Origin of the sequence: Brevibacillus nigriterrae (assembly GCF_049846925.1) — a bacterium.
Classification (GTDB): Bacteria; Bacillota; Bacilli; order Brevibacillales; family Brevibacillaceae; genus Brevibacillus_H.
Map to the genome: position 1 here is coordinate 1 of NZ_JBNCMT010000029.1, position 13,906 is coordinate 13,906.

Here is a 13,906-nt window from a genome sequence, read left to right on the forward strand (position 1 = left end):
TAACCTTGCCGACGACAGGAATCAATGGAACAACGGTAGGCTGGGGATCCGACAATGCAGCAGTAGGAACGGATGGAACAGTCACACGTCCAGCGAATGGATCAGGTGACGCAACGGTAACCTTGACAGCAACCATTAGTAAAAATGGAACCCAAGAAACCAAAACATTCACAGTAACAGTAAAAGAGCAACCTTAAAAAACGAGATTACCCTCTAGAATTTCATCTAGAGGGTAATCTCTATTTTGATCAATCACTTAATCTTCCTCTAATGCTTGTCATCACCCGAAATATATGGGTTTGTTTCTAATGAAGGCAGGCTCATTCTTTTCCCAACCACCCCAACAACAACCAAACCAATCACAGCCCCAATCACACTACTAACCACAAAAGCAGGCATAAAAGCAAAAGCCCCAACCGCCTTACCCATTACCAGACTGGCATAAGGTACAGCAACCAAAGAAGCAATGACTCCCGTCCCAATAACTTCACCTGTCACTGCACTCCACTTAGTTCTGAACCGTTGATAAAGCAATCCAGCGAGCAATGCCCCAATCATCCCACCAGGAAAAGCAAGCAGTGTACCGACCCCCAATAGATTACGCAGTAACGCAATCGCAAAGGCAACCACCACTGCAGGGATTGGTCCCAGTAACACAGCCGCAATGACGTTGATCGCATGCTGGATCGGAAAAGCCTTTGCCAGACCAGTAGGAATATACAGAAGGTGTGAGCTAATTGTGCCAATTGCTACAAGTACAGCCATTTTGGTTAAATCTTTCGTTGATTTCATAAAGTGACACCCCATTTGATTTAGTGGAAATATTCCATCTGCATATCACAAAAAAGCCGCCCCCCAATGATGGGAAGCGGCGACCATTTCTCTGCGAGATCGAACCTTCACGAAAACTTGTTAAGGTAGCAATCCGTCCGCTTCCCTACGCTGGCATGATCCAGATCAGGTGGTAAGGGTCCAGAACTTGAGTTGTTCTGTCTCAGCCCCAAAGGGGCACCCCTAGCGATAATGTGTTATTCACATGGAAATTCTTGCTCATTATAAATCATATATGTCCAATTTGTGAAGGGTTTTTTTAGGGAAGCGAAACCCGCAGCACATCCTGCAACCCTGCGTAAGGCAGGGCAACCACCAAGGGGCCGTAAGCATGAGGCGTATACTCGCCTTCCTGTACATAGATGACGAGCGCATCTTTGGTTAGATAGAATTCCTGATTCGGTGAAACCCCCTCAAAAGGCTTGAGCAGGTTGATCCCCATTTTGTTGATTTCTTGTCGGGTAAGCTGGTTCACTTTTTCAATATAAGGTGTATTGGGTTTGAACAAATCGGCAAACTTCAATTCTTTCCCCGTTTTTTTGTCCAGCGTGATCGAAGCGATATAGTTTGCTGGATGTGCCGCATGAGGTACATTGATGGATTGGTTCAAACGGATGCTTACTAGTGAGTTGTTATAGGGAATCTCATACCTGGTCCAGTAATAACGTTGTTTCTCACCCGCGAATACATCCCGTTTCGTCAACTCATATACTCTTACTTTTATCTGGTCGTTCAACTGCTTTTGTAGTACTGGATTCGCCATGCCACGAATTTGCGGATAGATAAAATCGATATAAGTTGTATGATCTTTTTGCTCAACAATGGAAACCGTTGTTGGCCCTCTGGAATCCGGCATGCTCATCGTATCAATCGTGGGGACCTGTCCGTGTACGTGGGCAAAGGCAAAGAGGCTAATAACCATAACACCAACCAGTCTCAGCAATTTCATGAGAAAGCTCCACTCCTTTTAGAAAAGTGTATTCCTTTTCCCATAGAATCACCTATTGAAGCGGAACCATGCGTTTTATCCAGATAAATTGTGCAAGGCAACCAGTGAGCAGCAGTACAGATGCAAGGATAAACAAACTCATTCCCCCATGCTGCATCAGGATGAAGCTGCCCAATACAGGACCAACTGTTCTGGAAATGTCCCAGTGTATTCCGTACAAAGAGAAATAGAGGCCTCTTTTATCGGGGGGTGCTATCGTGGAGACGAGTTGCAGGAGGCGGGTAAGTCCAACACTTTCTCCAACCACTAAAAACAACTGTGCCACGAGCAAAAACCAAAATAGATGAGAAAGGCCATAGATTAGCCCAGTAACAACAAAACAAGCGTAAGAAAGCAGGATTGTGTGATGAGTGGGCAGCCGCTCAGTTATTTTGACTAGCCAGAATTGCAAGCAAATCGCAAGTACAGCTTTTACCGAAGTCATGGAGGCGACGATAGACAAATAATCAGAAAAGCTGCTTTTCAGATGGAGGGGAAAATTAGTCTCCACTTGTGCATAAAAGAAGCTGATTGGCAATGAAAACAGCATGAGCCCGAGAACATTCCGGTGTTCTAAAATGAATGATTTTGCCCGTTTTTTTGAAGGGGATTGTAATTGCAAAGAATCCTGTGGATACGTTACAGGCAGTGAGGCAGATCCCCCTCCTGTCAACTTACATCGCTGGATTCGACTTGTAGGCTAGCATCCCGAAGAATGGCCCTACGGAAACACTGATGTACCCAATGGAAGACAGTAAGGCAAACACTTCGGCCCGTTGCTGTTCGGGGACAGCATCTGCGATTTGGGCTCGTTGGGCAGGGATAAACAGTGATCTTCCTACTCCATTTAGTGCGTACAAGCAGGCAAATATCCAGGCGGACTCAGCCCAGATGAATCCAGCCATCGCTAGTGACTGCAATACCAGGGCAATCAGGATGATCGGCTTTCGACCGAATCGATCAGCTAGATTACCTCCCAATACCGTTACACAGATATCTGCCAATGGTTGCAAGCCAACGATCATCATGGGGATAACAATGGAGCCGCCAAGCTTGTCTTGCAGATAAAAAATAAGAAAAGGGGTCAACATAGAGCCCGTAAAACCGGTTAGAAATTCTCCCAGTGCACGGATCCAGACTAACTTTGGATAACGCATGGTTCCTGACAACAAGTTTTTCATCTCCTACACACTCTTTATCGTTTGCGTTACACTGTAAACTAGAATGCGAGATGGAAAAAGGGTAGGAAATTTCCCCTCTTTTTTCATGTTTTTGGAGAGATTGCATATGGTATTGATTGATCATTATGTTCGTCTGGCTCAACACCTTTTTAATGAGGAAACAGCAGCACCCATTCGTATTTCATTGGAGGAAGTATCGCAAATCCTTCACTGTACGCCCCGCAATGCCAAGCTTATATTGAAGAAACTCGTAGACGAGAATCTGATTGTCTGGAGTTCGGGCAAGGGCAGAGGGAATCGTTCTACGGTTGTTTTACTGATACAACCACAGGAGCTCGTACTGGGAAAAGCCAAAGAATTGGTTTTTCACGGAGAGATTTCCGAAGCGAGAGGGCTGATTGATCACTATTTGCATGCCTTCCCGCAATTGCAGGAGCAATTTCTTGTATGGATACGGAATCATTTTGGTTTTCATATAGAGCAGAGGGAATTAGAGGCAATCGATACGTTGCGAATTCCCCTTGATCATCCACTGCCGAAATTGGACCCCGCGAATATCTCGTTGCGTTCCGAAAATCATCTCATCAAACAGATCTGTGATACGCTTGTCCGACTGAATGTGGAGAAAGATTTGATTGAGCCTCATCTGGCATTTGCCTGGGAAAGTAACCAGGAGCATACCGTGTGGACATTTCTATTGCGAAAAGGGGTCTATTTTCATCACGGGCAAAAGCTGACTGCACATGATGTCAAATACACGTTTGACCGGATTGCAGATAAAAAAGTGAAATCTCCCTATCGGTGGATGGTACGGGACATTAAAGAAGTCCGAGTGTTGGATGAACGGGTGGTTGAAGTTACATTACATCGTCCGAATCATTTGTTTTTGCATTTTGTAGGGAATGAGCGACTCTCTATTTTGCCAAACGGGTTGATGGAGCATAAAAAAGCCTCGGAGAATCACCTGCTAATCGGTACGGGCCCATTTAAGCTGGTTCGCAATGATCAGTCGATGGTCGTCCTGGAGGCCTTTGAAACTTATTTTCGAGAAAGAGCTTATCTAGATCGGATCGAATTCTGGATTATGCCATCAACCAGTCAACATTTTGACCTCCACTATCAGACAAATCCCGATTACCAGGATAAAACCCAAGCAGGCGATAAGCGTAAGTGGCAGCTTACCAAAAGGCTGGACAAGAGCGTCCAGTATCTCAGTTTGAACGTGGTAAAAGAAGGGCCACTTCGGGATAGTCAGTTCAGAAATGCCCTTTCAATGATCATTGATCGCTCCTTGCTGATACAGGAGGTAGGTGGCATTCGCAAAAAAATGGCTACTGGATTGATTACTCAGGATGAAGAAGTAAGTCATTCTGATCACTCATCAGATGAAATTCAGCATTTGCTTAGCCAAAGCGGTCACGGAGAAATTTTGCATTTATACACATTTGATGACGAAGATCATGTGGAAGATGCTAACTGGATTCAAAAGCAGTGCGAGAAGTTTGGTATCATGCTTGAGCTGCACTTTTGCGAACCGGATGTGTTACTCCAGGCTGAAACCATCGAAAAAGCAGATATCATTCATGACAGCGCAACGGTGGATGACTGGTGGGAGTTTTCATTTCTGGACTTGCTCCTGAGTAAAAACAGCTTCGTCCATAACCATCTGGATGATGAGGGTATCGAGTATATTCAAGAGCAGACATATCTGCGGGTGTTTCCATGTGAGGATAAAGAAGAAAGGCACAAACAACTGAGGCTACTTGAGCAATACGTATTGGAGAAGAAGCAGTTGATCCCTCTTTATCAAAACGAGATACGTATACTCTCACACGCTGATTTTCAGGAGATTTCATTAACTGCACTAGGGTGGGTTGATTTTCGATATATGTGGAAAGCATATATGCTGACGAACCTTCAAGGGTGATACTAGTGTCTTTTGAGCTCAAAATACTGATAGCTACCTGGGTGGTTATGGTCATCCTGCTGATTTTGTTTGTCCCACGCAAGAAGCTGTTGGAAGCCCAACTCAGCTTTTTATTTATGCAGGTACTGACCTGGCCGTTTGGTGCGATTGTCGTTGAAAATCGATTGATCGAGTATCCGGAACGGCTGATGGAATACGCTTATCGAATCAGTTTTACGTTTGAATTCTTTCTCTTTCCTTCCATCAGTGCTTTATTCAATATCCACTTTCCCAAGGAAAAAAGTTGGATGGTCAAACTTCTTTACATAGTGTCATTTCCTACTGTAATGACGATTATCGAGGTGATCCTTGAAAAGTATACTGACCTGGTGAAATACAGACACTGGACATGGTACTGGAGTTGGATTACGATCACAATCACTTTGCTGATTTCCTACTGGTACTTTTGCTGGTTTTTTAAAAAAATAAAACAAAAATACCAGTGACTTCAATCAATAAAGAAACCACCCGCTCAGCTAATTTCGTTGAGTCAGGTGGTTTCGCAGTTTGTTGGCAGTAATGGAATGGGTTGATTATTCATGTGTCAAAGTCGGTTTCTCAACCTTTGGAATACTTCTGCCCAGGAATTTAAGCACACGTTTCGCAAAGAGAGCATTTTTATGTTGTTGAGTTGGTTGATGCTTCATATTTGCTCACCTCAGTGTATTTGAGTTTTATTTGGAGTTAAATTATAATTATTACAATATAGTTTATATTATAAACACTATTCGCACGTTGTCAATGAATAATTTTGCTATAATTATTTGATTCAACATAAAAATAGATAATCGTTATTTATGATTTTTCCATAGAACAGTGGAGGGAAAAGAATGTGTGGACGATTCTCATTATTTGCCGAACCTGCAGAATTAATCAAACGATTTGGTATTCATACATTTACATTTGATTTTCTGCCAAGTTACAATATCGCACCTGGTCAAAATATCCCGGCCATTCTTTCTGATCAGGGGGAGCGCAGAATGGGGCAATTGCATTGGGGATTAATTCCTTCTTGGGCGAAGGATGAATCGATTGGTTACAAGTTGATTAATGCCAAAGCCGAAACCATCCAGGAGAAGCCGTCATTTCGCACATTATTTGTACGCAAACGATGTTTGATTCCCGTTGATGGATTTTATGAATGGAAAAAAACTTCGGATGGAAAGCAGCCCATGAGAATTGTCATGAAAAATCGTGAACCCTTTGGTTTGGCTGGATTGTTCGATACGTGGGTCAAACCGAACGGACAGAAGGTGCATAGTTGTACGATTATTACAACGGAACCAAATGGAATTATGGATGACATCCATGAACGCATGCCGGTTATTATCGGGAAGGAGCATGAAGAGCTGTGGCTGAACCGGGACTTTAGCGATACACAGGTTCTCCAATCGCTGCTGCAGCCGTACGACGAACAGCAGATGGAGGCCTACCCCGTTTCTACTATCGTGGGCAATGTAAGAAATAATCATTCTGAATGCATAGCAGATATAACAAAGACACTTTAACTGCTTAATCGATAAAGCGGTTAAAGTGTCTTTTGATTTAATTCATTATGAAGATTTGACTAACCAGAATACTCCTGCAAGAATGACGAGCAAGCTTCCGATTTTATGCAGATTCAGTGGTTGTTTTGGTGTGCCTAAAGCCCCGAAATGATCAATAAAGGAGGAAGCAAATATTTGACCAAGGATGAGAAGAACAAAGACAAGCAGCGTACCGATATTCCCGACTGATGCGGAGATGCTATACATGATGCCCACGCCCATCGCCCCTGCAATCGCCAACCAGGGAATTATGTTTATAGGAAGTGACCCACCTGCACGCAGGAGAAAAAATGAGGCAAAGATGACTTGAAAAATGGATACACCAATGATCATGACGTATTGTCCAGTTGTTTTTCCAATAAACGAATTAATCGCTCCCTGTACAGACAAAAACAACCCCGCCCCAAATGCCAGCAGTAAACTAACCACATAGCTGTTCATCTTCTCTTCACCCCAATTATCCGCCTATCATTCTACTCTCGCGTGAAAATTTAGTAGCTATTCATTGGTGATCGTGTCATTGGAGCTGGTGTAATGTTCTTCGTTATCTTTCGGAGTTGTATGGAACCAATGCTGTGTCTCGAATGAAACAGTAGGTTTGGACGAAGAAAAGACAGATGAGAAGAGCAATGGGAATTGATTAGGCAAGGACTTGAATTCATTTTTTTGTTTTACGGTTAACGTATACGATCCCAGTTGCCCTTTCTTCTCACTCGCATCCAATAGTGCTGAGAATCCTGTTGCAGGCCATTCAAATGATTTCATTCCTTTGTTACCATCAAGCAAAAGACTAGTTGCAAGTGGAGATGCTGATACCAATTCATCTGCCGCATCCTTCAATTGAATTCCTGTTTTATAGCTATCTATTTGATAGACGCTACTGTTATATATTCGGCTGCTGAAGGTGAAATCAGAATGGATGGTATATTGTGTTTTACTTTCTAAAGCCGGGCTACTTTCTTTATTAATCAACCAATACCCTTCTACTGTACCGATAATAGGTGCAATACTTCCTGATTCTAAATGGAACGACTTCACTACACCGACTCGATCAAATGCAGGTTTGTCATAGGCCAGTTGTCGCCTTTCTTCATACTTGGTGAGATACCAGCTTATTTCTTTCTCGATCTGATCGTCCAACTCTTTTCGCAAGACATTGTTTTCATTTTGCAATTTACGAGTGAGATTTTCCGCTGTTACGGTCCTTGCAGTAATAATTTTGGTTCCGTAAGTTGTCTGTACGGTACCATTCACGTTAGCCAATGATAAGAAGGCGGGAAGTACGATTATATTTTTATTGCTGTTTCCACCCTGATCCTTGGAAGTCATAGAGGTTAAGTCGAGGCGAAATCTGCCCTCGGTTGGGGTGTAGAGTTTTTGCAACAGCGGTAGTTGTTCTTTCATTGCCAGTCCGTAGATAACCAGGTGGTTACCAGGAGTTCCAAGAAACTTTTTATAGTGTTCCAGATTCATTTCGGTCAGTTTCTTTGCTTCGAGTTGTTCAACATTCCATTGAATTGTTTGAGCTTGTGCCTGTACGGAAGGTTCAGTAGATGATGTAGGTATTGTAGATGCTGGGGAAATCAAGGCAGGTGTGTTCTCGGTGGCATGGCTTACTGGAAGAAATAATGTACTAGCGATAACTGATGTAGCAAGAAGTGCATAAAATGATTTTTTCATAACAATCCACCTTTTCCAATAATTAGGTAGAGTATACCTCTCAGCGTCGAATTACGTCAAATCATGGATAAATTCATTCTGGGGATCGCACACTAATTAAATGAAAGAGATTTTTTGGTAAGAGGTTAAGCCAAAGAGGTTAGTTTTTTAAGGAGGAATAGGCAAGTGGACAATCAGTTATCCAATCAATCGTTACAGGAAAGTGCGAAAAAACTTGCTGATAAAACATACGAACCTGCTGATTATCAATCGAACGACGAGGTTTCAAAAGGATTGGCTACTACGCATGAGCAGGTAAGTGACGATTACATGGAAGGTACCAATGACGGCAAGATCGATGAATATGCCGGGACGAAAAACGTAGCTATCCCCAGAACTGGGTACGATAAGATGTTTTCGGAAGAATAAGGTCATTTTTAGAATGAGATAAAATTCTTCTAAAATCATGCATACCAGAAAAAAAAAGGAAGACAATATACTCAGGAGGCGATAAGAAAATGTACAATACACAAAACCAATTAACTAGCGCAAATTTTTATGCATCCCATCCGGTATTTCAACCTGGCTTTGCAGGAACAAATCCTCAGGCAGTAAGACAAGACATTGCCCGTGAAGGAGGGTTTGCACCTGTGAATGTAGGCCAGTTCAGTCAACCAAGTCAGATTGGTACTCCATTTAGTAATGTACAAGCCGTATTCCAACCCGGCTTTGCAGGTACAAATCCACAGGAAGTGAGACAAGATATTGCTGCACCTTTGAATGTAGGCCAGTTCAGTCAACCAAGTCAGGTTGGTGCTCCTTTTGGTAATGTACAAGCTGTATTTCAACCAGGCTTTGCAGGCACAAATTCACAGGAAGTAAGACAAGATATTGCTCGTGAAATTGGTTATGTACCTACATACCCTGTTGCGTTTCAAAATGCAAATGTTGGTGTAGGTCAAATTCCTGTGCAAGTTCCTGGTGCTCTTGGCGGCGGTGTACAAGCGATCTTCCAACCAGGCTTTGCAGGAACGAATGCACAGGAAGTAAGACAAGACTATGCACGATCTGCTAATCAGTATCAAGCGATTCCGTTCCAACAACAACAGCAGTTGAATCAACAAGTGTATAATGCAGGAATGACTACTGTTCCGACATACCAAACAGCAACAATTCCACAATTTGCAAGCGGCGTACAAGCGATTTTCCAACCAGGCTTTGCTGGCACCAATGTACAAGAAGTGCGTGCACTAAATTCTGGCTACCCATCTCCACAACAGGCGATTGGTATTGGATATTCCACAATTCCAGCTTATCAAGCGTCAACAGTGAATCAATTTGGCGTATTGCCAACTGGTGTGTTTGGACGCTAGTCCGTGTAAGTATACAGAATACTCGTAAGCAGGAAAAAGGTCGGTACTACCGGCCTTTTTTCTATTAATATAGAAGCTGTGCAAAGGATATTTTTATATTTAATAAAAAAATGTACTATTCTTTCTAAAAGTTCTATAATAAAACCCATCTACTATTCTAATAACTTATTCAACAAGAGGGAAAATAATGAAAAGTGGACTGATTTTTATTGCGCAACTTGGACTTTTATGGATATTAAATGCTCTGGGATATTGGCTTGTCGGTGCACTACATCTTCCGCTGCCTGGAAATGTAGCTGGAATGCTCATTCTGTTTTTTTTACTCGTAACAGGTGTCGTCCAATTGAAGTGGATACAGCAAGCGGCCTCCTTCCTCATTAAGCACTTGGCATTTTTCTTTATTCCCATCGCAGTAGGACTCATGGATTTTGGTCCCTTATTTGCTGCACATGGGCTTGTCCTGATCCTGGCCCTGGTGGCTAGCGGTTTGGCAGGGATCTTTATAACAGGGCACACTGCTCAACTCCTTCGTAAAAAGAAAGGAGAGCCAAACAGTGAACGCAGCCTTAACCATTTTTAGTATTGTCATTACGATTGGTGCATACTGTGGCAGCAGATTGCTAAATAATCGATACGCTTCGCCACTAACGAATATTGTCTTCCTGAGTACAGCCGTTATCATTGGAATACTGTTACTAAGTGGAATCGATACGACGGAATATCGTCCGGCCAAGGAGATCATGACCTACCTGTTGGGGCCAGCTACGGTAGCATTGGCTGTACCGCTGTACAACAATCGGGTCATCTTGATGAAAAATCTCATTCCTGCTGGTGTCGGCCTTATTAGCGGTTCACTGGCTTCCATATTTGTAGCCCTGTTCTTTGCACAACTATTTCGCTTGTCAGAATCCATACAAGCTTCCTTGGCTGTGAAGAATGCAACCGCTCCAATCGCCATTGAAATTACAAAGATTATTGGGGGAGACCCTGCGCTTACTGCTGTGTTTGTTGTGGCAACTGGTTTTGTCGGATCCATGCTTGGACCTTTGCTGATGGATAAAACAGGGATCAATCATCCGTTGGCGAGAGGGTTATCGCTTGGTACGATCTCTCATGGTCAAGGAACAGCGCAAGCGGTTATGGAGGGAGAATTGCAAGGAGCTATCGCAGGAGTAGCCATGGGGGTAAGTGCGATCTTCACTTCCTTTTTAATCCCCAATGTTATCACGCTAATAATGTAGGTAAGCGCTGTGATTTCAGTCACAATTAAAAATGATAAATGGGAATCATTGTGAAATGGGGCTTTCGGGCTCCATTTTTTTATTTATATCGAACTGTGAAATATTCTTGAAATTCACAAAGTTGTCAATGGTAAAAAAATACAGATGTTGTCATACCAAGCTTTACACCCTTTTCACTATTTGAAATGTATTAAGCAACTTTTGGAAGAAAACTCCTGAAATTATCGATTATTAGAAAAATCAATCCTATAATTACTAGATATATATGTGATCATCTGATGATGTTGGGAGTGGGCATATGTTTCATTTGTTGGAAAAACGTAAGAGCAACAAGACGATTTACGAAGAAATGAAAGAATCAGGAATCAGTCGTCGTGAGTTCCTGAAAGTCTGTGCAACAGTGGGGGCTGTCATCGGACTTGACTTCGCACAATCTGAGAAAGTAGTACACGCACTGGAAACCAAAGAGCGCTTGCCGTTTATCTGGCTGCATTATCAGGATTGCACAGGCTGTTCGGAATCATTTATTCGTTCTAGTCACCCAACTGCCGCGGATCTGGTATTGGACTACATTTCGCTTAACTATCATGAGAACTTGACTGCTGCAGCAGGCGAAGCAACAGAGCACGCCAAGAAAGAAACAATGGAGAAGTACAAAGGCAAGTACATCCTTGCTGTCGAGGGAAGTATTCCGCGAGATGAATTCTTCATTGCAGGTGGCACGAGCGCACTTTCACAGGTTCGTGAAGCAGCCGAACATGCAGCGGCTATCGTTGCCATTGGAAGTTGTGCCACTCACGGCGGAATCGCAGCGGCGAATCCGAATCCTACGGGGGCCATGAGTCTGAAAGAAGCTTTGCCGGGTAAAACGATCGTACAAGTTCCAGGATGTCCGCCAATCGCAGAGGTAATGGCTGGTGTGCTTGTTCATTTCATTACGTTCGGTACGCTTCCTGAGCTGGACCACCGTGGAAGACCAAAAGCATTTTACAGTCAACGAATTCACGATACCTGTAACAGACGAGCATACTTCGACGCTGGATTGTTCGTAGAGTCATTCGACGATGAAGGTGCTAAAAACGGATATTGTTTATATAAAGTGGGTTGCAAAGGTCCTACTACCTATAATTCTTGCGCACAATTGCGTTGGAATGGTGGCGTCAGCTTCCCGATTCAATCTGGTAACCCATGTATCGGTTGTTCAGAAGAAAACTTCTGGGATCAGGGTCCTTTCTATACCAAGGCAGTTGCCCAAATTCCTGGGTTCCACGAGCCAATGAATCCAGATAAAGTGGGAGCAATTGCTGTTGGTGCAACGGCTGTAGGTGTAGCTGCTCATGCTGCGATTACGTATGCCACCAAGAAGAAGGATTCGAACGAAGAATAATTGAGAGAGTAAGGGAGAGCCTAGTATGTCAAAACGTATCGTTGTTGATCCAATTACGCGAATTGAGGGACACTTGCGGATTGAAGCCGAAATGGATCAGGGTAAAATTGTAGACGCTTTCAGTTCCGGTACCATGGTTCGTGGAATCGAGACCATTTTGAAAAATCGTGACCCACGTGATGCCTGGGCATTAACTCAACGTATTTGCGGTGTTTGTACAACCGTTCACGCATTAGCTGCACTGCGTTCCGTAGAAGATGCATTGAAAATTGAGATTCCTCAAAATGCGAACCTGATTCGTAATATTATGAACTCTGTAATTTTTGTACATGACCATATCGTTCACTTTTATCATTTGCATGCACTGGACTGGATTGACGTCGTTTCTGCGTTAAAAGCAGATCCAAATGTGGCAAGCGCTACTGCGCAAAAAATGTCAGCGTGGCCAAAATCTTCACCTGGATATTTCAAAGAACTTCAAGAGAGAGTCAAAAAAATCGTGGAAAGCGGTCAATTGACGATCTTCTCCAACGGATATTGGGGTCATCCGCTTTACAAACTTCCACCAGAAGTGAACCTCATCATGCTTTCTCACTATTTGGAAGCACTGGATGAGCAAAGAGAACTGGTTAAGATTCACACAATTCTCGGCGGTAAAAACCCGCATCCACACTATGTGGTGGGCGGTATGGCAACACCAATTGACCCGAACAGTGAGACTGCGGTCAATGCAGCTCAACTGGCAATGATTTCTGATCTGATCAACAGTGCGATTACATTCGTTGATCAAGTGTATATGCCTGACCTTTATGCGATGGCGCACTACTACAAAGACTGGTTGCACGGCGGCGGTATCAAGAACTACCTCAGCTATGGCGACTTCCCGGTAGGTTCCTATTTTGATCGTAAAAACTTCTGGATGCCTGCAGGTGTAATCGTTGACGGTAACCTCAAAGACATTAAACAACCAGATCCATGGAACGAAGATGAGATCAAGGAAGTAATCGACCGTGCCTGGTACAAGTATCAAAAAGAGGGCGGCTTGCATCCTTGGCAAGGTGAAACAGACTTCAACTTCACCGGTCAGCTGCCATTTGAATTCCTTGACACAGACAACAAATACAGTTGGATTAAAACTCCTCAGTGGCAAGGCAAGTCAATGGAGGTAGGTCCTCTCTCTCGTATGATTCTGGGCTATGCCGTGAATCACAACGATATCAAACCTGCTGTCGAGCAAGAGCTGGGACGTGCTGGATTGCCGTTTGAAGCACTTCATTCTGCATTAGGCCGTACGTTTGCTCGTGGTATTGAAGCAAAAATTTTGGCGTACAAAACACGTCAAATGATGGATGAATTGCTTGCTAACATCAAAGCAGGTGATACAACTACATTCAATTCTGCGAAATGGGACCCAGCCACTTGGCCAAAAGAAGCCAAAGGTGTAGGTATCGTAGAAGCACCTCGTGGAGCATTGGGCCACTGGAGCATTATCAAAGACGGCAAAATCAACAACTGGCAAGCGATCGTACCAACTACCTGGAATGCGGCACCACGTGATGCAGGTGGACAACTCGGAGCATACGAAGCGGCACTGAAAGGTGTACCAATCCATGATCCGAAGCAACCAATTGAGATCCTGCGTATTATTCACTCCTTTGACCCTTGCTTGGCTTGCGCTGTACATTTGACTGATCTAGAGAAGAACGAGACGCTTCAAATTACGATTGAGTAGG

16 protein-coding genes and 1 riboswitch are annotated in these 13,906 nt (G+C 43.5%); of the genes, 10 read left to right on the forward strand and 6 right to left on the reverse strand.

Annotation, left to right across the window (positions count from 1 at the left end; translation table 11 throughout):
* The coding region (locus ACPW7N_RS19395; RefSeq protein ID WP_425652794.1) for an immunoglobulin-like domain-containing protein at positions 1-197 on the forward strand (197 nt) is incomplete at its 5' end.
* A 70-nt stretch (positions 198-267) separates the two neighbouring features.
* On the opposite strand, the gene thiW is transcribed toward ACPW7N_RS19395, so the two are convergent.
* The 4 genes from thiW to ACPW7N_RS19415 form a co-directional block, all read right to left on the reverse strand.
* Entirely contained in the window at positions 268-792 is a 525-nt protein-coding gene (gene thiW, locus ACPW7N_RS19400; protein ID WP_425652795.1) for an energy coupling factor transporter S component ThiW, read from the reverse strand.
* Between the two features lie 125 nt (positions 793-917).
* Positions 918-1,026, reverse strand: a riboswitch (TPP riboswitch).
* Between the two features lie 64 nt (positions 1,027-1,090).
* A complete protein-coding gene (locus ACPW7N_RS19405) occupies positions 1,091-1,780 on the reverse strand; it encodes a DUF3298 and DUF4163 domain-containing protein (protein ID WP_425652796.1) in 690 nt (229 codons plus the stop codon).
* A 52-nt stretch (positions 1,781-1,832) separates the two neighbouring features.
* Positions 1,833-2,369 (reverse strand): MFS transporter, encoded by a 537-nt coding sequence (locus ACPW7N_RS19410; protein ID WP_425652797.1) that lies wholly within the window; start codon positions 2,367-2,369, stop codon positions 1,833-1,835.
* 124 nt (positions 2,370-2,493) lie between these two features.
* Entirely contained in the window at positions 2,494-3,000 is a 507-nt protein-coding gene (locus ACPW7N_RS19415) for an MFS transporter (RefSeq protein ID WP_425652798.1), read from the reverse strand.
* A gap of 106 nt (positions 3,001-3,106) precedes the next feature.
* Here ACPW7N_RS19415 and ACPW7N_RS19420 point away from each other — a divergent pair, with 106 nt between their 5' ends.
* The 3 genes from ACPW7N_RS19420 to ACPW7N_RS19430 all read left to right on the forward strand — a co-directional run bounded on the left by ACPW7N_RS19420 (position 3,107) and on the right by ACPW7N_RS19430 (position 6,474).
* Positions 3,107-4,927 carry an SgrR family transcriptional regulator gene (locus ACPW7N_RS19420; protein ID WP_425652799.1) on the forward strand — a complete coding sequence of 607 codons (1,821 nt, stop codon included), beginning with the start codon at positions 3,107-3,109 and terminating at the stop codon, positions 4,925-4,927.
* Between the two features lie 5 nt (positions 4,928-4,932).
* Complete coding sequence (locus tag ACPW7N_RS19425; RefSeq protein WP_425652800.1) at positions 4,933-5,412, forward strand: CBO0543 family protein; 480 nt, start codon at positions 4,933-4,935, stop codon at positions 5,410-5,412.
* Positions 5,413-5,796: 384 nt separating this feature from the next.
* Positions 5,797-6,474 (forward strand): SOS response-associated peptidase, encoded by a 678-nt coding sequence (locus ACPW7N_RS19430; RefSeq protein WP_425652801.1) that lies wholly within the window; start codon positions 5,797-5,799, stop codon positions 6,472-6,474.
* Positions 6,475-6,519: 45 nt separating this feature from the next.
* Here ACPW7N_RS19430 and ACPW7N_RS19435 read toward each other — a convergent pair whose 3' ends face one another.
* On the reverse strand, positions 6,520-6,954 hold the full coding sequence (locus tag ACPW7N_RS19435; protein WP_425652802.1) for a DMT family transporter: 435 nt from the start codon (positions 6,952-6,954) through the stop codon (positions 6,520-6,522).
* Positions 6,955-7,011: 57 nt separating this feature from the next.
* Positions 7,012-8,193: a hypothetical protein gene (locus ACPW7N_RS19440; RefSeq protein ID WP_425652803.1), complete on the reverse strand. Its 1,182-nt coding sequence runs from the start codon at positions 8,191-8,193 to the stop codon at positions 7,012-7,014.
* A 165-nt stretch (positions 8,194-8,358) separates the two neighbouring features.
* Between ACPW7N_RS19440 and ACPW7N_RS19445 the strand changes: the two genes are divergently transcribed.
* The 6 genes from ACPW7N_RS19445 (at position 8,359) to ACPW7N_RS19470 (ending at position 13,905) form a co-directional block, all read left to right on the forward strand.
* Positions 8,359-8,601 carry a YozQ family protein gene (locus ACPW7N_RS19445; protein ID WP_425652804.1) on the forward strand — a complete coding sequence of 81 codons (243 nt, stop codon included), beginning with the start codon at positions 8,359-8,361 and terminating at the stop codon, positions 8,599-8,601.
* A gap of 89 nt (positions 8,602-8,690) precedes the next feature.
* Complete coding sequence (locus tag ACPW7N_RS19450; protein WP_425652805.1) at positions 8,691-9,545, forward strand: hypothetical protein; 855 nt, start codon at positions 8,691-8,693, stop codon at positions 9,543-9,545.
* A 187-nt stretch (positions 9,546-9,732) separates the two neighbouring features.
* On the forward strand, positions 9,733-10,125 hold the full coding sequence (locus ACPW7N_RS19455; protein ID WP_425652806.1) for a CidA/LrgA family protein: 393 nt from the start codon (positions 9,733-9,735) through the stop codon (positions 10,123-10,125).
* Positions 10,100-10,786 (forward strand): LrgB family protein, encoded by a 687-nt coding sequence (locus tag ACPW7N_RS19460; RefSeq protein WP_425652808.1) that lies wholly within the window; start codon positions 10,100-10,102, stop codon positions 10,784-10,786. Before ACPW7N_RS19455 ends, ACPW7N_RS19460 begins: the two co-directional genes overlap by 26 nt.
* A gap of 298 nt (positions 10,787-11,084) precedes the next feature.
* Entirely contained in the window at positions 11,085-12,173 is a 1,089-nt protein-coding gene (locus ACPW7N_RS19465) for a hydrogenase small subunit (protein WP_425652810.1), read from the forward strand.
* Positions 12,174-12,198: 25 nt separating this feature from the next.
* On the forward strand, positions 12,199-13,905 hold the full coding sequence (locus ACPW7N_RS19470; RefSeq protein WP_425652812.1) for a nickel-dependent hydrogenase large subunit: 1,707 nt from the start codon (positions 12,199-12,201) through the stop codon (positions 13,903-13,905).
* Position 13,906 lies beyond the last annotated feature (1 nt).